Below are 20,424 nucleotides of genomic sequence, written 5' to 3' on the forward strand. Positions count from 1 at the left end.
GGAGTGGGGTGTGGGGCGGGATTGAGGCGGCGGGCCGTCTGGGCTGAGTCGTCCGATGGAGCGGGCGGCCCTATGACGAGGCGCGGAGTTCAGAGGCCGGAAGGAGTATTGATCCCTGCCCGCCTGGCAGCCGCTCGACCGATGTCGGCCAGCTGAGCAACCATCTCGGCGGGCGGCCTCGTGACGTCGATCCGCACCGTCCGAACCACGACACCGGAGCCTCTCACCGTCGCTGTTCGGTCACTCGTGTCTCCGGCGCTCGAGACGTAGACGAGCGTCCCCTCAGCCAGCCCGAGCACTGTGCAGTAGGCCAGCATCTGGTAGAGGTCCTCGACCCTCGGTGGTCCGAGTTTGTACTTGGCATCGATGACGACCACTGGTCGGCCGCCGGCGACGTGGACGAAGTCGGGTCGGATCGGCTGGCGTCGTTCGAGATCGAGATGAGCGGGGAACTGACCGATACTGACGCCCCGCGAGACCCCTGAGAGAGCGCTGCTCAGAGTCGTGGTCACGAATGCCTCGAACGCCTCCGCCATATTGACGACGAAGGAGGCGACGGTGTGGCCGCCGTTCGTCGTGGTGGGCGTGATGCGTGCGAGCACGAGTTCGGCGAAGCGCAGGGCGGGCTGATAGCGCTGGTTCAGCCGCGACGGCTGCCACGACGGCGTCATCGTCCCTGGCCGCAGGAGGGCCGCCTCCGACAATCTCGAGTCGAGGTGCGCCAGGCGCCGCCGGACGTCCGGCGACACGCGGGGCACGGCGAGCAGCAGCCGGCCGGCCGCACGCAGGATCCGGTTCTCGACGATGTCGGCCGAGTAGTCGTCGACCGTCAGCTCGATCGGGAGGAGTCGTCCGCCGCGGCGCGACATCTGGTCGGAGAACCGGACCCGCCCGCGCACCGTCATGGCGCTCTCGTCGTACCGTCGGTACCCCTGCAGGAGGCCGTGCCCGAGTGCACGTTCCGCGATGCGCGCGTACGTCTCGGCGACCGCGGGGAAGATCTCCCTGCCGTCGCCGGAGACCTCTTCCGGTCGGAAGCCCGGGTCCGCCGCGTACCCCAGCATGAAGAGCACCGAGGAGAAGGCGGCCTTCGGACGGACGACGACCTCGTCGCCATCGATCCGAATCGCCCCGATCCTGTTGAGCTGAGGCTTCACCTCGGCGCCTGACGCTGTCATGCGGGATTCGAGCAGCCCTGCGCTGCACACGCGACCGATGACCTCAGGGTCGAACGAGACCGCCGTCCAGCCGCCGTTCTCGTCGAACTCGACGCGGGTCATCCGGCCGGAGCGTCGTCGACCGCTTCGTCCGGATCCGCGACAGCACCGGGCTCGAGAGCGCTGAGACCGAACGTCGCCCGGACCTCCGCGCGAGACAAGCGTCCGTAGTAGTGCTCGTCGAGCAGCGGAAGGATGTCGTACTCCCAGATCCTCGCCAATCCGGAATCCGTGCGGGCAGAAGCGCCCATGAGGTAGGACGGGCCGATCTGGAAATCGCGGTCGAGGTCGCCGATCCGCTCGTTGAGCTGCCTCAGCAGAGCACTTCGGCTGATCTCATGGTGCTGTGCCTTCGACCATCGCTCGATCAGGCCGAGTACCGGCTCCTCTGCGGGGTGCAGCTCGACGAACGAGAACCGCCTCCTGATCGCCGCGTCCACCAGGGAGATCGAGCGGTCTGCCGTGTTCATCGTTCCGATGACGAAGAGATTCTCGGGCAGACGGAAGTCCTCCTCCGGCGAGTACTGCAGTGAGACCCCGGCGTCGCGGTATTCGAGGAGCAGGTAGAGCTCGCCGAACACCTTCGCGATGTTCGCCCGGTTGATCTCGTCGATGATCAGCACATGCGGCACTGTCGGGTTCGCCGCCGCCGCAGCAGCGAGAAGACGTACCGGCCCCGGTGCGAGTCGGAAACTCGCGGACCCCTTCTCATCGACAGTCGGCCGGAACCCCTCGAAGAAGTCCTCATAGGAGTAGGAGGGATGGAACTGGACGATGCGGACCGCGCCCTTCGGCGCGATGAAGTCGGCGAGAGCACGGGCGAGATAGGTCTTGCCCGTTCCGGGAGGCCCGAAGAAGATCGCTTGGCGACGCTCCTCGAGGAGACCCAGCACCTCGTTCAGCCACAGTGAGTCGTAATGCAGGCGACCCGCGAGTTCGGGCGTGCTGCGGGGGAGGCGGAGGGGGCCGGACAGCGGAGGTGCGGGCGCCGGTGCGATCGGCGGCGATATCAGGAAGCCGACGTCGGTGATCGGAGCGCTGCCGGACAGGACGTCGAGGACGGCGTTCGGTATCTCCGACCTCGAGACCGGCGTTCGCCAGTCGACGCCGCGTCGTCCTCGGGAATCGAGTTCTCCGATGACGCCCCAGTGCACGTCGTCGGAGCCGTCGACGAAGACCTGATCGCCGGCCGCCATCGTCACGAGGAACTGCGCAGCCGAATCCACCTCGGTGAGGAGATCGGTGATGAGCGGTCGCGGACCGGCCCCGGACGTCGGCCAGTCTCTCCATGAACGGAGCGCTTCGTCGCGGATGCCGCTTCGACCGCCATCCGGCGGGAGCGTGACGTGGAGGCCTGGGAGGGCGAGTGGCGCGCCGGGAGCGGCCGAGGGTACGGCCCAGCCGCGATGCTCGGTCGGCGGTGCCGCAAGCCACCATTCCGCGTCCCACGGTGGCGAGTACCAGGCGATGTCGAGCTCGCCGCTCGGGTCGAGGCTGTCCCGCAGAGCGAGCAGATCGCGGTCGACGTCGTCCGTCACCGTCGGGAGCGCTCCCGCGAAGGCGTCGCGGATCGCGTGCTTCTGCGCGACGGAGACGATTGCTTCGAAGCAGCTCGGCCAGGCCAGAGCGAGCAGAGAGCTCCGGATCGGTGGAGCATCACCCTGTATGTCGAGCGTGCGGTCGCGGAAGAGCCAGGGATCGCCGAGCGCGGCTTCGCGATCGTCGGACGCGAGGGCGTCCCACTGCCGGACGAAATCGCACAACCAGAGGAGATGCTGTGCGATCTGCTGGTTGAACCCCTGACCGCCGTTGAAGACGCCGCGAGTGTCGAGGGCGTCGACGATCACATCAGGGACCCGGGGGCGATCGGGCAGCACGTCGAGGATCTCCTGCAGAAGAGCGAGCTTCGTCTGCGCCCGGATGTTGATGAGGGGGAGGCGCTGCAGGAAGCAGAGCTCAGCGGCGAGCAGGACGACCGCCCTCGGCTGATCAGTCATCTGCTCGGCGATCCGCTCACGGAAAGTGCCGGTCGACCCGGGTGTCTCGATCGCTCGCCGGAGTGCCGCCGCAGTATCAGCGGTCCAGGTCACCGTCCGGCCGTCGAACGCGGAGGCCTGGCGTCGGAGACCACCGTCGAGGACGACCCGGGCGGCCTGCGCGATCGCCGTCCGCTCCGCCCGGCCCGTCCGTCCGGACGTCTCCGGTTGCTCCGCTGGAACGCCGGGGTCGGTCGTTCCTCTTATGGCCGCGCAGTCCGAGCACCATCCCGGTCGCGTCAGCGTCCTGAGATCGACATCCGGCGCAGCACCCCAGGCCTTCAGCACTTCGTCCTGAGCCCAGATGCGGATCGGAGTCGTCACGCCGTGAGCACATCCTGGGAGATGCAGTTTGCCCGAGGACGCTTCCTCGTAACCGTGCTCGGATGCGGCGAGCCCCCACTCGACGCCGTCGAAGGACCGCGTGGAACCAGAGATGCGCCCTCGAGCTCCCGGAGCAGTGCTGAGCACCAGGAATCCGAGCCCTGTGAGGACCCGCTGTGCCTGGCCGGAGGTGAACTCGCTCCTCTGCAGACCTGTGACCTCGGAGATCACCTGTTTCACGGGGAAGCGGATGCCCCTCACCTCGACGGAGTACGTGCTCACCTCGGCCGGCGCGGTACGGGCGAGGGTGCTCTCGACTTGTTCCCGTGTGAGTTCGTAGGTGGCGCCGTTGATCGTGAACTGCACTTCGTCCCCTTCGTCGTTCCGGTGAGTCTGTCGGACGGTACCGACTTTTACCGCATCGGCTCCCTTCTCGCGCCGGGAGAGGAGGGGGTGTCACTGACCGTCTTCGAGTCCGTCTGCTCCGGTCTTGGTATGGGGGAGAGTCCGACGCGATGAGCGCGCAGAATCAACGGGACGGCGACCGATCGAGAAGGAAGCGACAGCCCCTCCGCGGTGAACCGGGCCTCGACCGATATGGCACGATCAACCCATGCCCGGCTCACTGCACGCCTATGTCGTCGAAGGAACCCGTCTCCGAGTGGATGTGGTCTCGGATCAGGGAGCGACTCTCTCCCTTGCGGGGGAATTCACCGATCTCGAGCCGGTGACGGAGAGCGGTGGCGTTCTCGAGAGCAATCCTGCACTGCGCAGCAACATGTGGGCGTACGCCAAGACCTGGTATCGCGCCCGCATGACGTCCAATGCCGAGGCTCTCGCGTATTCGGATCCGGCCGAGCAGAAGGCCGCTCTCCAGCAGGTGGAGCAGGAGCGGCGGACCGCACAGAAAGTGGCCGAGACGTACGCGAAGACGGCGCAGTGGATCGCGGACGTCGCAGACGACGTCTCGCTGCTGGACGTCCAGCACGGATGGTGCTCGTCGTGCTTCTTCAACACCGAGCACCGGAAGTCCAACCGTCCCGCGGGGCAGCTTCCGGTGTACGTCTGCCAGGGCTGCGGATCCGCGACGCTCCCGTGCGTGGCTGTCGGCTGCGGCAACATGGCGGTGCGCGAGCGCGGCGCTCTGCGCGTCCCCCAGTTCTGCGCCGAGCACAAGCACGAGATCCCGGGCTTCGAGAAGGCCCAGGGGAGCTTCGGCGAGCTGCACGACTACGAGGCCTTCCTCGAGTACGAGAAGCCCGACCTCGACGCGACCTCGAAGATCATCGTTGGCGGCATCGCTGTCCTCGCGATGGCGGCGCCGGTCGCTCTCCTCGCCGCTCCCGCCATCGGCGGCGCGATCGGCTCGCTCGGCGTCTTCGGCGGATTCACCGGCGCAGCGGCGAGCTCACACGGACTCGCGCTGCTCGGCGGCGGCACCCTCGCAGCGGGCGGGCTCGGCATGGCCGGCGGCACGGCGGTCGTGACGGCCGTCGGAGCGGCGGTGGGAGGTGTCCTCGGGGCATCGGTCGCGAACGCCTACCTGAGCGAGGACAAGTCGTTCCAGATCGAGCTGCTCCGTCCGGGAACGGGCGGCGTCCCCGTGGTCGTCGCTAACGGGTTCCTCACCGACGGTGAGGGAGACCGATGGGGCAAGTGGAAGTCGATCGTCGACTCCCGCTACCCGGACTCGCCCGTCTACCGCGTCCGATGGGGGTCGAAGGAGTTGCGGGATCTGACGGATCTCGCCCTGGGCGCAGCAGGCAAGGGCGTCGCCATGGGACTGCTCAGAGGAGCGGCGGCGCTCGGGCACAAGGCGGGGGCGAAGCTTCTCGGAGGCGTCGCCGGGCCGGCGATGATCGCCTCGGACCTCGCGAGGAACCCCTGGCACGTCGCGAAGAACCGCGCCGACAAGACCGGCGTGATCATCGGTGATCTGCTCGCACGCACGAACGCGGAGTCGTACGTGCTCATCGGTCACAGTCTGGGAGCGAGGGCGATGGTCGTCGCCGCGCAGTCCATGGGCACGAAGCCCGGAGGGCCGCGTATCCAGGCCGCACATCTCCTCGGCACCGCGATCGGAGCGAAGAGCAACTGGGACTCGTTGACCGCCTCGGTCGACGAAGCGGTCTACGGCTACCACTCCCGCAACGACACGATCCTCAAGTTCGTCTACCGGACGGCTCAGGCCGGTGAGACGGCAGCTGGTCTGGTGGGCTTCATCCCCGCGTCCAGCAAGCTGCAGAACATCGACGTGTCGGATCGTGTCCAGACGCACTTCGAGTATCAGGACAACGTCGAGCTCCACGAGGCCGTCTGAGCGGTGCCGGGCGGGAAGCCGGTGACCTCTCGCCCGCGATCAGTCGATCCGCTGGTCCTTCGTCCATCCGCGCAGGACTCGCCGACGACCGCCGGCTCGGCCGTTCGGCCCTCGAGGGACGAGCGCTGTCCGAGCTAGCGCCCGTCCCCACCCAGCCGCTCACTCATCCCCGCGACCTCCTGCCACGCTCCGGTCGCCCGTTCCTCCGCCGTCACCTCCCGCAGCAGCGCGGTGAGCCGCTCCCGCAGCCGCAGCTCCGCCTCGGTCATCGCGCTCTCGTGTCCCCGTGCAAGGAGGTACGAGTGGGCGTCCGTCGCGAAGGCGGCCAGGGCGTCGAGGAAGATCTCGAGGACGCGGGCGGCCTCGCCGATGCGGGACGGATCGCGGGGCACCGGCAGCATCGGCACGAGCCGCAGCCTCCCCTGCCAGAGGCGCGCGTCGAGCGGATCCGCGAAGAGGGTGAGCGCGGTCGCGAGCGTTCCCGAGGCGGAGGAGGGGAACGCGCGGCGGACGTCGTGGACTATCTCGTGGAAGTGGTCGTCGGTGAGGCCGAAGCCGACGAAGAGCAGGTGCCGGGTCGCGAGGGTGGCCTTCACGATCGAGGAGAGGGCGCGGCGGGAGGAGTCGAAGCCGAGGTAGTCGTCGCGGGTGAGGACGATCGAGGACGGGTCGTCGACGGTGCCGTGGAGCTTCAGCAGCCAGCGCTCGTGGTCGCCCTCGTGGTCGCCGGGGATAACGGCGCGGGGGACGCCCGCGTCCTCGGACGCCGTCTCGAAGAGGCGGTCGTAGTTGAGCGTGATGGCCTGCTCGGAGTCGATCGCGGTGAGGAGCGCCGGAGCGAGACCGTACCGCTCGAGGGAGCCGATCTCACGGGCGACGGCCTCGGCGAACCGTCCGGGCTGCTCCTCGTCGAAGAGCGTCGCGAGGTAGGACGCCTGGTCGAGCACGTTCTTCCCGCTGAGGACCGCGGACGTCTCGGAGTCGAGTCCGATCTCGCGACCGAGCTCCTCGAGCAGCCCGTCCCAGGAGGGGCCGCCGGCGCTGACGCTGGTCCCGGCGCCGAGGAAGGGCACGAGCCGGCGGCGCCGGGCGCGCTCGGCGAGGCTCTGCGCCTCCTCGAGGGCCGGAGCCTCCAGCTCGGGCCAGGACGTCGCGGGATCGAGTCGTCGCCTGGACTGGGCGAAGGCGTGGACGTCGGCGCGGAGGGTGACGATCGCGATGTCGACCTGGAACGCCTCGGCGGCCTCCCGCAGCACGCGGAGCTGCTGGGCGAGCACGGCGTCGCGGAGGGTCCCTGATCCTCCTCCCGCCGTCGCGAAGAGCGGCACGGCCAGGAGCGGCAGCGGCCGCCTCGTGCGCCGATCCCTCGTCACCGTCCGCGCGGCGACCTCGACGAAGGTCCGGAGGCGGCGGGCGATGTCGGCGAGTCCTTCGCTGTCCTCGGCGTCGTGCACGGCGCGATCGGGGACGGCGGTGAGGACGGGAGTGGGGTCGCCGTCGCGCGGCGCGAGCGGCAGTGCCGCCTGTCGGCCGTCCGAGAACTCCGGAGTCAGTACGGCGCGTGCGCGATCCTCCAGCTGCGGCACCCCGCGCCAGAAGTCCGTGAACGAGAGGAAGCGGTCCGTCGGCAGGAGCCACGCGTCGCAGGCGAAGTGGAGGAGGCTTCCGCGGGTGACGAAGAGATGAGGTCGAGGCACGGCCTCTTCCTATCAGCATCGCTCAGTCGCCCGGGAGGGCTCGTTCTCCGCGTCGAGAACGAGCCTTCTCGGGCGACTCGGTGCAGCGGGCCGGGAGTCACGCGAGCATCCGATGCCGACGTGACGCCGGCGTCAGCGCCCCAGCACTCCCGCGTACACCGCGAGGTACTCGTCGACCATCCGGTCCACGGTGAAGCGGCGGCGCGCCGTCTCCCGAACGGCCGCGCGGTCGAGGAGTCCCGCCCGTTCGACCGCGGCGACCGCCTCCGACAGGGAGCCCACCGCGTACCCGGTGACGCCCTCGTCGATGATCTCGGCCATGGATCCGCGGCGGTACGCGATCACCGGCGTCCCGCACGCCATCGCCTCGACGACGGAGAGGCCGAACGGCTCGTCGAAGCCGATCGGATGCAGGAGCGCGAGCGCCCCGCCGAGCACGAGGGCCCGCTCCTCCGGCCCGACCGAGCCGCGGTAGACGACGCGCGTCCCGTCGACGAGCGGCTCGACCTCCTCGCGCCAGTAGCGCTCGTCCTGGACGATGCCGCAGATCACGAGTCGCCGCCCGGCCGCGGCGGCGATCCGGATCGCCTCCGCCGTGCCCTTGTCGGGGTGGATCCGGCCGAGGATCACGAGGTCCTCGCCTCCGGATCCGGCGGGGAAGCCGTCCACGTCGATCCCGTGGTGCACCGTCGCCGCGTAGTCGAGCTCGGGGGAGCGGTCGCTGTCCGAGATCGACACCAGGTGCGCGGTGCGCGGATGCCGCAGCGCCTCGCGGTAGGCGGGCAGGATCTCGGGCCCCGAGAAGCCGTGCACCGTCGTCACGAGTGGCACGGGCCACTGCGCCGTGAGGGCGAGCGGCAGCCAGTCGAGGTGGTTGTGCACCAGGTCGAACTCGCCGGCGCGGTCGAGGACCGCCGCGATGTGCAGGGCCTCCCAGACGCGGCCGTCGCGGCCCGACTCGGCGTAGCCCGTCGGAGCGACCGACTCGAGCGCGGCCGTCGTCACGGAGTCGCCGGTCGCGAAGAGCGTCACGTCGGCTCCGCGGCGGACCAGCCCCTCGGTCAGGAGGCTCGCGACCTGCTCCCACGGCCCGTAGTGGCGCGGCGGCGTGCGCCACGCGACCGGCGCGAGCATCGCGATCCGCAGCCCGGCCGCCGGGTCCCCGGGTCCTGCGGTCATCGGGCGGCGACGGCCGCGGGGGCCGCCGGGACGCTCGGCCGCGTCGGCTGCAGGCCGGCCCGCCGCACCACGAGCGAGGTGTGCAGGGCGGCGATCGTCGACTCCGCGCCCCGGTTCTCGTTGCGCCCCTGAGGCTCCAGCCCGTCGTACCCGGCGCCGGAGAGCGGATCGACCATCACGGTCGCGGAGTCGTTGACCCCGTGGAACCAGGCCCAGCAGGAGGCGAGGCCCTCGCGCCAGAGCGGATCCTCGTCGAGCGTCAGGGCGCGGGCGCACGCGGCGGCGATGGCGGCGACCTCGATCGGCTGCTGGTCGAAGAGCACTCCGAGCTCGTCCGGCCCGCGGCCGGCCACGCCCGTCACCGAGAGGCGGCCGTCGCGCGATTCGAGGCCCAGCAGGAAGGCGAGGGCGGCGAACCCGCGCGCGAGCAGCGGCGGATCCTGCAGCGCCTCGCCGGCCGCCAGGAGCGCCTCGGGGACGCAGCCGTTGGCGTAGCGCAGGCGCGCCTCCGGCCAGGGCCAGGCCTGATCCGTGCAGGAGAGGAGCATCGGCGCGGCGTCGTGCAGCAGCTGAACCGCGACCAGCGAGTGCGGGCGGACGGCGACGACCTCGACCGCGCCGAGCACCGCGAACGTCATGGCGCGCAGGTCCGGCGAGCGCTCCTCCGCGAGGCGGAGGAAGAGCCGCATCGCGCGGCGGCGGGTCAGCGGCAGCTCGGCGTGCGCGGCGACGACCCCCGCAGCCCAGACGCTGCGGCCCCAACAGTCGCCGAGCGAGGAGGCGTCGGCCCACTCGCCGTCGGGCGACAGCCGGTTGTGCACGGTGCCGTCCGGCTCGGCGGCCGCCTCGAGGAAGCGGAGGTACTGCTCCGTGAGGCGTCGGGTCCGGAACGTCTGCTCCGGCTCCTGCGCCACCACGATCAGGGCGCGCGAGACGTCGTCGACGCAGTAGCCGTGCTCGGGACGGGGCGCGTCGAGCAGCGCGTGCTCGTGCAGCCCGCGCTCGTCGGTGAGGGCGTCGAGGTGCTCGTAGGGGAGTGCCGTCGCGAGGGCGGGCCCCGCGGTCACGCCGCGTGCTCGATGCGGAGGCGCTCGACGAGATCGAGGTAGAGGTCGGCGGCCGCGGGCCAGGAGAGGGCGGCCGGAGCGGCTGCGGGGGCGGAGTCGGCGAGCACCTCGCGCAGCGCAGCGGCCATCGCAGTGGGGTCCTCGTGCGCGACCGCGCGGCCGCGGCCGTTCCCGAGCAGCTCGAGAGCGTGGGGGAACTCCGTCGCGACGACCCGTCGTCCGGCGGCCAGCGCCTCGACGAGCACGCCCGAGGTGACCTGGTTGCGGGAGTCGTAGGGCAGCAGGACGGCGTCGGCCTCGGCGACCGCCGCCGCGAGCTGGGAGGGATCCAAATAGCGGCCGTCGAGCACGACCCGGTCCTCGAGCCGCAGCTCGGCGATCAGGTCGGCCAGCGACTCCCGGTAGGCCTCGCCGGCGTGCGCGACGACCTTGGGGTGCGTCTGCCCGTAGACGGTGTAGTGGGCGGAGACGCCGGCGTCGCGCAGGTCGGCCATCGCGCGGATCCCCCACTCGATGCCCTTGCCCGGGCCGATCAGGCCCCAGGTGATGATCTGCGGATCCGCGGCGGCGGCGGGGCGGGCGGCCGCGTTCCAGACAGGGACGCCGTGCGCGATGACGACGACGCGCGAGGCGTCCACGTCGTACCGGCGCTCGAGGATCTCGGCCGCGACGGCCGTCATCACCACGACCGCGTCGGCGAGGGAGGCGACCCGCTCCAGCACGAGGCGCTGCGAGGGGGTGGGCGTCTCGAGCACCGTGTGCAGGACCACGATCACGGGCACGGCGAGCCGCTCCATCAGCGCGATCACCTCGTCGCCGTCGGGTCCGCCGTAGATGCCGTACTCGTGCTGGATGATCGCGACGTCGCAGGAGTCGAGCTCGGCGGCCGCGCGGGCGGTGCTCGCCGGGTCGCCCGCGACGAGCTCGGCCACGACGCTCGTGCCGGGCGTCGATCCGGGCACCGCGAGCTCGTCCATCACGCGGACGGTGCGGATGCCGGCGCCGTGGTCGTCCTCCAGTGCTCCGCCGAGGGCCTCGGTGAAGGTCGCGAGCCCGCACCGCGTGGGCGGGAAGGTCGACAGCAGTCCGACGGTGGTGCCGGATCGCCGGTGCGCGAGCGGGAAGGGGGACTCCATGCTGACTCCAGCCGCGGGGAGGCGGAGCCTTCCCGGGGAGGGCGGTCCGCGAACGGGCGAGACGACTGCCGGGCGGCACCCCTCGCGGGATCCGTGTCGGATCCGGTCCACGGCCGGAGGACCGGGCATGAGTAGCGTCACCCTAGTGGGGGTGGATGACGATCCGGGTCGCCCGCTGCGCGGCTTCGCCCGCCGGCCATCGGGGCGCGGACTTCGGCGGGCGGGGGGCGGCGGTCTCGGTGGCGGCCGGCGGGAGCACGGGCAGGATGTCGGCGTAGTCGGCGGCGGCGGCCTCGATGACGGCCACCAGGAATACGGCCGCGGCGGCGTCGACGTCGACGCAGCGGCGGATCAGGAGGCCGGCGCCGCGAGTGGCGTCCTCGCGGCCGTGCCCGGCGGGGAGGACCTACTCGAGGAGGAAGGCGCGCCCGTTGATCAGCAGCGTGTCGCCGTCGGTCGCGGCGAGAACGCCGAACTCGTCGACGGAGCGGGTGGAGTCCCCGGCGGTGTCCGAGGTCGCGGCGACAGCGGGAGTGGCTGCGGCGGCGGTGAGGAGGAGCCCGCAGGCGAGTGCGGTGATCACGGTCGTGCGGTTCATCGGCGTCGTCCTTGGCGTCGTGGTGGGCCGCTTCTCGTGGAGGCGGCGGGAACTGGTTCCGAGCCTAGGGCGCTGAGCCCGTCAACGCCCTGGGTCGTTCCTTGGGTTCAGCTATGAAGTACCGTGCAGCCATGCCCTGGGGACGCCTCTACTTTGCCGTGCAGGCGCTCGGCGGAGCGGCCTGGTGGGTCGCCGTGGCGCTCGTCCCCGCCGTGCGGATCGCGACGCTCGGCAGCCTCGATCCCGTCCCTGTCGCGGCTCTCGACCTCCCGCTGTTCGTCGGCGCCTCCGCTCTCGCCGCCGCCGGGATCCGCTGGGCGGCCGTCACCGCGACGGCCTGGACGCTCCTCGTCGCGGTCGCCCTGGCCGTCTGGGCCACCCTGACGGGGGAGGCGGGCTGGGGCGTCGTCGCGATGCTCGCCGCGGCGGGCGGCTCCGTCGTCGCGGCGTGCCTGCTCCTGCTCGGCCGGGTGCCCACGCGCTGGATCGCCTCCGGTCCCTTCTCCTTCCGCGTCGCGACCGCGGGCCGCCGGCCCGGATCGCACCTCGCCGCGACCCTCGGGCAGATCGCGGTGTTCTGGGGAGGCGCGCTGGTCGTCGTCCCGCTGGTGATCGCCGCGCTGGAGGAGCGCTGGGGCGTGAACCTCGGAGCGGCGCCGCCCGCGGTCGTCGGCGTCGGCGTCCTGCTGCTGGTCGCGGCGAGCGCGCTCGGGATCTGGTCGGGGCTCACGATGTCGCTCCTCGGCGACGGCACGCCGCTGCCGATCGCGATGACCAACCGGCTGGTGATCGCCGGCCCCTACCGCTGGGTCCGCAACCCGATGGCGGTCGCCGGCATCGTGCAGGGAGCGGCGGTCGGGCTGCTGCTCTCGTCGTGGCTGGTCGTGCTGTACGCGCTCCTCGGCGCCGTCGTCTGGAACCGGGCCGTGCGCCCGCTGGAGGAAGCGGACCTCGCCGCCCGCTTCGGCGCCGACTTCGAGCGCTACCGCTCGCGCGTCCGCTGCTGGGTGCCCCGCCGCCCGGAGCCACTGCTGCGCCGGGGGTAGCCGCCGCCGCGGCGCGCTCGCCGAGGCGTTCCGCTCCCGCCGGGACACCGCCGCCAGGCCGGCGTCTCGCCGACGAGGGCGGTGTCTCGAGGCGCGGTCCGCTCCTCCGCCCCCACAACGCGCCTCTCGCGACGGCGACGCGCCTCGCCCGCCGACCCCGTCACTCCGCGGTGCGCCCGCGCCCCACCACCGCGGCGACCAGCCCCGCCGACACCGCGGCCAGCGCGACCAGCACCCCGCCCACGCCGAGCGCCCCCGCCACGAGCGGAGTCGCGAGCGCCAGCGCGACACCGGGGAGCGCCAGCCGCGCGGGCATCGGCTGGTGCTCGCCGAGCGGCGCGTGCATCGCCCACAGGGTCAGGACGAAGACCGCGACCGGGACCGCGACGGCCGCGCCGATCACCGTGTCGGACGCCTCGAGGTGGCCCGCGGTCGCAGCGACGGCCGCCTCCAGCCCGGATCCCAGCGCCGCGAGGGCCGCGAACGCCGCGAAGTGCGCGTAGCCCCAGCGGTAGGAGAGGCCGCGCCGCCGCTCCAGCAGCTCGCCGGAGGGATGCGAGAACGACAGCCACCACAGCGCGAACACGATCACCAGCCCGCAGGCCGCGACCAGCACGAGCGAGGTGCTGACGCCCGCCTCCGTCACCGCCCGCTGCACGCCCATCACCGCCGCGAGGACGCCCTCGCCGAGCAGGATGATCGTGAACAGCCCGTACCGCTCGGCGACGTGGTGCGGATGCCAGTTCGCGTCGCCCGCCCGCTGCGCCCAGAGGGGCACCGCCAGCTCGCAGGCGACCAGGAGCAGGAAGCTCACCACCCCGACCTCCTCGGGCAGGAGCAGCCGCAGCAGCCAGCCGACCTGCACGATCGAGAAGCCGACGGCGTTGCGCACGGCGGAGGTGCGGTGCTCCGGAGTGGACACGGCGACGCGGATCCACTGGCTCACCAGCGCGAACCGCATGATCGCGTAGCCGATGGTGATCGCCCGGTAGTCGCCGTCCTCGAAGCCGGCCGGCACTCCCGCCGCGAGTACGAGGACGCCGCCCATCTGGGCGAGGGTCAGCAGCCGGTAGGGCACGTCGTCGGTGTCGTAGCCGGAGGCGAACCAGGTGAAGTTCATCCACGCCCACCAGATCGCGAAGAACACCATGCCGAAGGGGAGGAGCCCCTCGGCGAGGTGCCCCTCCTCGGTGGCGTGTGCGAGCTGCTGGGCGATCTGCGCGATCGCGACGACGAAGGTCAGGTCGACGAGCAGCTCGAGCGGACTCGAGACGCGGTGCGCCTCGTCGATCGCGCGCGGCTTCATCCGCACGCGGAGGGGGTGCGCGGGGGAGGCGGGCATGCGCTCATCCTGCACCCGGAGGGCCGCTGCGCGAGTGCCGCGCCCGCCTCCCGCGACCCTCGGCGCCCGCCCTCGCACCGAGTGTCCAGAAGTCGTCGCACTCGAGCGCGAGTGCGACGACCATCGGACACTCGCGGGCGGCCGGATCTCGCCAGGTCGGGCGCAGCCGACACCGCGATCACGCAGAAGTCGCGGTACTCGCGCTCCCGTACGGCCACTTCCGAGTTCTCGTGCGCCCCGGGCGACACCCGGCGGCCCCGCGCCCGCGCCCCGCGCCGGCCCGCGCAGGGCCCCCGCCTACGATGGGTCGGGATGTCCCCCGAATCCGCGCTCGCCGCCCCGACCCGCGCGTCCCCGGGCGCCCGGCGGTCGCGGCGCGGGCCGCTCCTCGGGCTCGCCCTGGTCGCCGTCCTCGTGGCGACGCGCCTGCTCGCCCCGGACGCGGCGGGCGACGCCCTCTCGGACGCGGTGCGCGACTTCCTCACCCTCTCGATCAGCGTCGTCATCGAGTCGCTGCCGTTCGTGTTCCTCGGCATCGTCCTCTCGATCGCGGTGCAGCTGTGGGTGCCCGAGGCCGTGCTGCTGAGGATCCTGCCGAAGCGGGCGCTCCCGCGGCGCCTCGTGATCTCGCTGCTCGGCGTGCTCCTCCCGGTCTGCGAGTGCGGCAACGTGCCGCTCGCGCGCGGGCTGATCGTCAAGGGCCTCTCGGTGTCGGAGTCGATGACGTTCCTCCTCGCCGCGCCGATCGTGAATCCGATCACCATCGTCACGACCTACCAGGCCTTCGGCTGGGCCGACGGGATCCTCGTCTGGCGCATCGTCGGCGGCTTCGCGATCGCGAACCTCGTCGGCTGGATCTTCAGCCGCCACTCCGAGCCGATGAGCCTGCTCACCGACCGCTTCCGCGCGGCCTGCGAGGCGGGCGAGCGGCCCTCCCGCTCCCTCCGCGACCGCTCCCGGCGCAGCGTGCTGCTGTTCGCCGAGGAGACCGGGGCGATGATGCCGGCGCTGTTCGTCGGCGCCGCCATCGCGGGGCTGATCCAGGTCGGCGTCTCGCGCGATGTACTGACCACGCTCGGCGGCGACCCGCTCTGGTCGGTGCTGGCGCTGATGGTCCTCGCGTTCGTCATCTCGATCTGCTCGAACGTCGACGCGTTCTTCGTGCTCTCGTTCGGCTCCACGTTCCTGCCGGGAGGCATCATCGCGTTCCTCGTCTTCGGCCCGATGATCGACGTCAAGATGCTCGCGCTGCTGCGCACCACGTTCTCGGCCGCGACGCTGGTGCGCGTCACCGTGCTGGTCGCCCTCGCCGCGGCCGTGCTGGGACTGGCGGTGAACTATGCGCTCTGAGCGCCTCCTCGCCCGCTGGAAGGGCGTCGTCCTCAGCCTGATCGGCGTCGTCTCGACCCTGTGGCTCGCGGCGACCGGTCGGCTCGGCCTCTACATCCACCCCCGCTACTTCGAGTTCTCGGTGGTGCTCGCGGTGATCGCCGGAGTGCTGCTGATCGCCGCGTTCGCGGTCGTGCCGGGCGCCGAGGAGGACGCCCACGAGCACGAGCACGAGGACGACGTCGAGCACCTCCACGCCCCCGCGCCCGCCCGCCCCTGGCGCCGGGTGGTCGCGGTCGCGGCCGGAGTCGCGGTGATCGCCTCCGCCGCCGTCGCCCTGCTCGTGCTCCCGCCGGCCGCCCTCACCGCCTCGACCGCGACGCAGCGCGAGGTCAACACGAGCGCCGTCGACGCCTCCGTGACCGCCGCGGCGCCCACCGGCGACACGGCCTCGTTCAGCGTGCGCGACTGGGCGACCCTGCTGCGTCAGGGCGCGAGCGAGCAGTTCCTCGCCGGCCGCACGGCGACGGTGAGCGGATTCGTGACCCCCGACGCCTCCGACCCCGAGAACGTCTTCTACATCGCCCGCTTCGTCGTCACCTGCTGCGCGGTGGACGCGCAGCCGGTGGGCGTGCCGGTCTACCAGGCCGGCTGGGCCGACACCTGGTCGGAGGGGCAGTGGCTGGAGGCGAGCGGTGGCTTCGGCGCGAACCCGAGCGTCACCAGCGCCGAGGCGGTCGTGCTGGAGCCGGAGGCGCTCACTCCGATCGACGAGCCTGCGATGCCGTATGTCTACTGAGCGCGGCGCGAATCCTGAGCGCGGCGCGAATCCTGAGCGCGGCGCGTCTCCGGAGCGCCGCCCGTTGCTTGAGCCCGGCGCGTCTCCCGAGCCCGGCGCGTCTCCCGGCGGCGGCACGTCGGCGCTGAGCGGGCGACGGGCCGATGGCGGCGCGCGGCGGGCTCCCGGCCTCGACTCCGCAGGCGCCTCCCGCTTCCCGCGGCTCTTCTGGGCGGTCGTCGCGGTGCTCGTCCTCGCGGTCGGAGGCCTGACCGCCGCCACCGTCGCGAAGGGGCCCCGGGTCGCCTCCCTCGAGGTCAGCACCGACGGCGTGGTCGAGCGCGACGGCTCCCGCGCCCGCCTGCACCTCGACCAGGCTCTCGAGCCCGACGCACTCGACCGCGTCCGCGTCGCTCCGGACGCCCCGCACACCGCCGAGCTCGACGGCGGCGTGCTCACCGTCACGTTCACCGACACCCTCCGCTACGCCACCCGCTACGAGATCGAAATCGACGACGCCCGCAGCGCCGCGACAGGCTCGGCCGCCGACGTCTCCGCCTCCTTCACCACGAAGGACCCCGACCTCTTCACCCTCGACCGCACCGCCGACGACCCCTCGCAGCCCGACGCCGTCCGCGTCCGCCCGCTCTCCGGAGGCGACGCCCGGGTCCTCGTCACGGCCGACCGGATCCAGGACTACGCCGTCGTCGGCCCGGTGCTGGTCGTCGTGACCATCGAGCCGGACGACACGAACCTCCTCCGCACGGTCACGCTCGACACCGGCTCCGAGGGCGTCATCCCGCTCCCCGGCCCCGGGACCGTGCGCGAGCTGCACTCCTCGCCCGAGAAGGGCGTGCTCGGCTGGACCTTCACCGGGCAGGCGCCGTCGGGCCCGCTCGACCGCGCCCTCTACTCCTACGACCTCACCGACCAGAAGGCCGAGGCGGTCCCCGTGGTCGGGATCGACGGCGGGCCGCTGCGGGCGCGCGATTGGATGTTCGTGCCCGGCACCACCTCCGTCGTCACCCACTCGCTCGACGACACGGTGCTCCTGCTCGACCTGCTGACGCCCGGCTCGATCAGCCCGCTCGGGCAGCACGCGGAGCTGCGCGGATTCGTGCCCGGCGCGAACCGGCTCGTGGTCGCCGATCCGGAGTCGGGCTCGCTGATCGACCTGGCCGACGGCTCGGTCGAGACGCTCGCCCTCCCCCCGGCCGACGTGAGCGCGACCGCGTCGCCCGTGCAGATCCTGCTCCTCGACTCCGGGAGCTACGTCGAGCTCGAGGCCGAGTACGCGCCGGAGACGGGGGCGACCCAGTACTCCGTCGTCCGCGTCGACGCGTCCGGCACCGCGGAGGTGTTCCGCACCTCGCCGACAGGCCGCATCCGCGGCGTCTGCCTCTCGCCGAACGGGCAGTACCTCGCCGTCGAGACCGTCTCGGTCGAGGGCCGGCCGGACGACTACCCGGGCGAGCCGGGCTTCAGCGCGACCTCGACCGTGCTCGTCGACCTCGGCACCGGCGACACCGCGCGCAGCGTCAACGGTCGCTCGCGCGACTGGTGCGCGTAGGGGGCCGGCCTGACGACCGGCTTGTCCACCTGACTGATTGCTGGCGGCCCGGAAGTAGAGATTCGGAGATCTGTCGGTCTGTTAATACCGGACTTCGAGGCTATTGCCTGCAGTCTCCGTTTCGCACATCCAAGGCCGCGATGCGGCCCAGAGTTGCCCGGCTCAGGATTCATCCCTCGACGTAGCGTTCGCAGTCGCCCGAACCGTGCAGATCTGCCGGATCGGCACAGTGCAGGAGTGACCAGCTGGCGCCCACGCCCGTGGGCTCTTCAAGACCGTTGTGGCGATCGAACGCCGTCGTCGTGTACACGTCGACGCCGTCGATCGAGCCTCCGACGAACGCGAATGAGACAATTGGGTCGCCGTCTGACCGGTGAACGCTCGAGACGCGGAGTGGCGGTGAACTGCGCAGCAGCATCCAGCTCGGATGACGCTCGGGCAGTGCGCAGGTAGGTCCGGGCGATGCTCCTGGGGAGTGATGCCGTGTCAGCTGGTGGGGGAGACGTCCGGTGCGACGGTTTCCGGGAAGTCTGCCGGGGTGTGCGCCGTCTCGTGGGTGAGGGTGTCGACTGACCAGGTGCCCGCGTGTAGGCGCAGCGTCGCCTCCTGCGGGAACGAGTAGGCGTACTCCGGAGCCGCTTCGCCGGTCTCGTACGGGCTCCGCTGAAGGGTCGTGCTCTCGGTGAACGTCACCGTGGCCGAGTCGCCCGTGATCTGCACCGAGTCCAGCGACACGTCGGTCTCGAACGCCGTGAAAAACTCCCCGAGCTCGAGGTAGCGGTCTCGCTGAACGCGCAGCCGGGAGTCATCCTCCATGATCACCGCAAGCAGCCCCGGCGTCGAGGTCGATTCCGGGACGCCGAGGCCGGTGAGCTGCGGCGATCCTTCGACCAGGCTCTGAGCGTTCCGGTGCTCGAGGTCTGAGATCAGTGCCGTCGAGATAGCCTCGTTCTGCGACGACGAGGATGCGAGGCCGGCGATCACCGCTGCGCCGGCTCCCGCGACGCACACAGCGCTCAGGGCTAGGACAAGCACTCTGGCAGGGCGCACAGCTCTCTCCTCACGGGAAGCCGATGACCGGCTGCTGCGAGCCTATACACCACGGTGTGACTACCCGAGGAGGGACAGCGTCGTCGCCCCGATGAACGGGCTATGACGACGTCGGTTCGGAGGGCGTACGGTGACGGGCGTGGACGACTCCAGCGACCGAGCGAACCGGTGGGCGGTCGGCCTCGGTGTCGTCGTGCTCCTACCTGCCGCTTTGTGGACGATGGTGAGCAGCGTCCTAATGGGCTTCGCGACGGACTCGTGCGCAAGCGCGAGGCCCTGCGACCGCGGACTGGCTGATGCGGGCATGGCGGTCGGCTTCTTCGGCGCCCTCGGCGTCTCCGTGGCTGTGATCGCGGCGTTCCTCATCAAAGTCGGGCCGCGCGGGGTCAGCGCGTGGATCCCGTGGACGGGCGTCGGGCTCATCGTCCTCACTGGCATGGCTGCCCAGCTCCTGGTTCACGCTGCCACCTGAGCATTGTCGCGGCCTTGAATGTGCACGCTGCGGTCCCTGCCTGCCCTAGCGTTGCCTCATGGTCGCGTCTCGGCCTGAAATGCGCAGCGCCGTTCCGAAAGGGGAGTGTCTGTCGCGGGTCATCAAGAAGCCCACCGGCTCTTAGGCTGACCCGATGAGTTCCCCGGCACCGACCCGCCCGTTCGTGGGCGCTGCTCGCGTCGCCGTCGGTGCAGCGGCGATCGCGGTGATCCTCCACACCTACGCCTTGAGCATCGCGGCCGGCGATCCGAATCCGTTCGACTACTTCGGCTACTTCACGAACCAGACCAGCCTCCTCGCGAGCGCGGTGCTCATCGTCGCCGGATCGGTCGCGCTCGCCCGCCGTCCGACGCCGGTGTGGCTGAGCTACGTCCGCGGCGCGGCGACGGCCTACTCGATCGTCGTCGCCGTGATCTACAACACCCTCGTTCCCGGTACCGGAACGGCTCCGCCCTGGGTCAGCGCCGTCCTGCACGTGGTGCTCCCCGCGCTCGTCCTCCTCGACTGGATCGTCCTCGCCGACCGCGGACCGCTCTCCTGGCGCCGGCTGTGGGTGGTCCTGCCCTACCCGATCGTCTGGGTCGTCGTCGTGCTCGTCCGCGGAGCGACCGACGGGTGGGTGCCGTACGGTTTCCTGCTCCCCGAGAACGGAATGCCGTCGCTCGTCCTGCACGTCGCCGGGCTGACCTGCGCGGTGCTCCTCGCCGGCGCACTCGTCTGGGCACTGAGCCGACGCCGCACCTTCCACCTCATCTAGTTGATGTCCCAGCGGAGTAACTTCTTGACTCAGCTCAGTTCACAGATCAGACACTCACCCGCAGGTAGGGGCGCTGACCGGCCGCGGCGATTGAGGCGAGTGTCGAAGCGAGATCCTCGACGAGGCGGTGCACCTGCTCGGGTGACCATCCCTCGAGCTCGGACGACGCATCCTCCCACTGCCGCGCTGCGGCGGCACGACCCGTCTCACCTGCGGCGTCTAGCGCGCCACCCAGGCCGGTGCTGACTGCGATGACGAAGCTCTCGTAGTCATCGGTCGCCGCAACCGGCTGGTACTGCGCCGCGGGAACCTCGAGCGCTGGTGTCGAGGTCAGGATGCCTTCGAGCTCCCAGAGTCCGGTCGGATCTATGTCGCAGACGAGACCGTCCGATCCCGACAGCGCCGCGCCCGCCTCTTCATCGGAACCAGCACCAAACACACTCGCAAGAATTCCCATAGCAGTCAGCGTCTCACATAGCACCCAG

General features: G+C 71.4%; 19 protein-coding genes. 7 read left to right on the forward strand and 12 right to left on the reverse strand.

All coding sequences use genetic code 11. The annotated features are described in order from the left end of the window. Window positions 1-89 precede the first annotated feature (89 nt). Both C5C39_RS15330 and C5C39_RS15335 read right to left on the reverse strand, forming a co-directional pair. Entirely contained in the window at window positions 90-1,280 is a 1,191-nt protein-coding gene (locus C5C39_RS15330; protein ID WP_104353782.1) for an McrC family protein, read from the reverse strand. After that, entirely contained in the window at window positions 1,277-3,943 is a 2,667-nt protein-coding gene (locus C5C39_RS15335) for an AAA family ATPase (protein WP_104353783.1), read from the reverse strand. The genes C5C39_RS15330 and C5C39_RS15335 overlap by 4 nt, the downstream gene beginning before the upstream one ends. A 448-nt stretch (window positions 3,944-4,391) precedes the next feature. On the opposite strand from C5C39_RS15335, the gene C5C39_RS15340 reads away from it, so the two are divergent. Beyond that, complete coding sequence (locus C5C39_RS15340) at window positions 4,392-5,897, forward strand: DUF726 domain-containing protein (RefSeq protein WP_219813345.1); 1,506 nt, start codon at window positions 4,392-4,394, stop codon at window positions 5,895-5,897. Between the two features lie 134 nt (window positions 5,898-6,031). Here C5C39_RS15340 and C5C39_RS15345 read toward each other — a convergent pair whose 3' ends face one another. The 6 genes from C5C39_RS15345 to C5C39_RS15365 all read right to left on the reverse strand — a co-directional run bounded on the left by C5C39_RS15345 (window position 6,032) and on the right by C5C39_RS15365 (window position 11,574). Then, the gene (locus tag C5C39_RS15345) at window positions 6,032-7,594 is read right to left on the reverse strand and encodes an SIR2 family protein (protein WP_104353785.1); all 1,563 of its coding nucleotides are present in this window, start codon (window positions 7,592-7,594) and stop codon (window positions 6,032-6,034) included. A gap of 132 nt (window positions 7,595-7,726) precedes the next feature. After that, the gene (locus C5C39_RS15350) at window positions 7,727-8,773 is read right to left on the reverse strand and encodes a glycosyltransferase family 4 protein (RefSeq protein WP_258075860.1); all 1,047 of its coding nucleotides are present in this window, start codon (window positions 8,771-8,773) and stop codon (window positions 7,727-7,729) included. Continuing rightward, window positions 8,770-9,840, reverse strand: a complete 1,071-nt coding sequence (locus tag C5C39_RS15355; RefSeq protein WP_181136408.1) for a glycosyltransferase — start codon at window positions 9,838-9,840, stop codon at window positions 8,770-8,772. Before C5C39_RS15355 ends, C5C39_RS15350 begins: the two co-directional genes overlap by 4 nt. Then, a complete protein-coding gene (locus C5C39_RS15360) occupies window positions 9,837-10,976 on the reverse strand; it encodes a glycosyltransferase (protein WP_104353786.1) in 1,140 nt (379 codons plus the stop codon). The genes C5C39_RS15355 and C5C39_RS15360 overlap by 4 nt, the downstream gene beginning before the upstream one ends. A gap of 142 nt (window positions 10,977-11,118) precedes the next feature. Continuing rightward, complete coding sequence (locus C5C39_RS17640; RefSeq protein ID WP_181136409.1) at window positions 11,119-11,283, reverse strand: hypothetical protein; 165 nt, start codon at window positions 11,281-11,283, stop codon at window positions 11,119-11,121. 99 nt (window positions 11,284-11,382) lie between these two features. Then, the gene (locus C5C39_RS15365; RefSeq protein ID WP_104223384.1) at window positions 11,383-11,574 is read right to left on the reverse strand and encodes a hypothetical protein; all 192 of its coding nucleotides are present in this window, start codon (window positions 11,572-11,574) and stop codon (window positions 11,383-11,385) included. Between the two features lie 131 nt (window positions 11,575-11,705). On the opposite strand from C5C39_RS15365, the gene C5C39_RS15370 reads away from it, so the two are divergent. Further along, window positions 11,706-12,620 carry an isoprenylcysteine carboxylmethyltransferase family protein gene (locus C5C39_RS15370; protein ID WP_104353787.1) on the forward strand — a complete coding sequence of 305 codons (915 nt, stop codon included), beginning with the start codon at window positions 11,706-11,708 and terminating at the stop codon, window positions 12,618-12,620. A 160-nt stretch (window positions 12,621-12,780) separates the two neighbouring features. Here C5C39_RS15370 and C5C39_RS15375 read toward each other — a convergent pair whose 3' ends face one another. After that, complete coding sequence (locus C5C39_RS15375; RefSeq protein WP_219813346.1) at window positions 12,781-13,962, reverse strand: low temperature requirement protein A; 1,182 nt, start codon at window positions 13,960-13,962, stop codon at window positions 12,781-12,783. A 312-nt stretch (window positions 13,963-14,274) separates the two neighbouring features. Between C5C39_RS15375 and C5C39_RS15380 the strand changes: the two genes are divergently transcribed. The 3 genes from C5C39_RS15380 (at window position 14,275) to C5C39_RS15390 (ending at window position 17,639) form a co-directional block, all read left to right on the forward strand. After that, the gene (locus C5C39_RS15380; RefSeq protein ID WP_104223382.1) at window positions 14,275-15,312 is read left to right on the forward strand and encodes a permease; all 1,038 of its coding nucleotides are present in this window, start codon (window positions 14,275-14,277) and stop codon (window positions 15,310-15,312) included. Further along, a complete protein-coding gene (locus C5C39_RS15385; protein ID WP_104248332.1) occupies window positions 15,302-16,090 on the forward strand; it encodes a TIGR03943 family putative permease subunit in 789 nt (262 codons plus the stop codon). The genes C5C39_RS15380 and C5C39_RS15385 overlap by 11 nt, the downstream gene beginning before the upstream one ends. Window positions 16,091-16,154: 64 nt before the next feature. Continuing rightward, a complete protein-coding gene (locus C5C39_RS15390) occupies window positions 16,155-17,639 on the forward strand; it encodes a hypothetical protein (protein WP_104353788.1) in 1,485 nt (494 codons plus the stop codon). 169 nt (window positions 17,640-17,808) lie between these two features. On the opposite strand, the gene C5C39_RS17325 is transcribed toward C5C39_RS15390, so the two are convergent. Together C5C39_RS17325 and C5C39_RS15395 are read right to left on the reverse strand one after the other, a co-directional pair. Continuing rightward, a complete protein-coding gene (locus C5C39_RS17325; protein WP_146083959.1) occupies window positions 17,809-18,057 on the reverse strand; it encodes a hypothetical protein in 249 nt (82 codons plus the stop codon). A 68-nt stretch (window positions 18,058-18,125) separates the two neighbouring features. Beyond that, on the reverse strand, window positions 18,126-18,623 hold the full coding sequence (locus C5C39_RS15395; protein WP_146083960.1) for a hypothetical protein: 498 nt from the start codon (window positions 18,621-18,623) through the stop codon (window positions 18,126-18,128). 205 nt (window positions 18,624-18,828) lie between these two features. Here C5C39_RS15395 and C5C39_RS15400 point away from each other — a divergent pair, with 205 nt between their 5' ends. Both C5C39_RS15400 and C5C39_RS15405 read left to right on the forward strand, forming a co-directional pair. Beyond that, window positions 18,829-19,161, forward strand: a complete 333-nt coding sequence (locus C5C39_RS15400; RefSeq protein WP_146083961.1) for a hypothetical protein — start codon at window positions 18,829-18,831, stop codon at window positions 19,159-19,161. 154 nt (window positions 19,162-19,315) lie between these two features. Then, window positions 19,316-19,939, forward strand: a complete 624-nt coding sequence (locus tag C5C39_RS15405) for a Pr6Pr family membrane protein (RefSeq protein ID WP_104250060.1) — start codon at window positions 19,316-19,318, stop codon at window positions 19,937-19,939. A 46-nt stretch (window positions 19,940-19,985) separates the two neighbouring features. Here C5C39_RS15405 and C5C39_RS15410 read toward each other — a convergent pair whose 3' ends face one another. Continuing rightward, window positions 19,986-20,396 (reverse strand): hypothetical protein, encoded by a 411-nt coding sequence (locus C5C39_RS15410; protein WP_104248174.1) that lies wholly within the window; start codon window positions 20,394-20,396, stop codon window positions 19,986-19,988. Between the last annotated feature and the right edge of the window lie 28 nt (window positions 20,397-20,424).

This window comes from Rathayibacter sp. AY1F3 (assembly GCF_002931975.1).
Taxonomy (GTDB): domain Bacteria; phylum Actinomycetota; class Actinomycetes; order Actinomycetales; family Microbacteriaceae; genus Rathayibacter.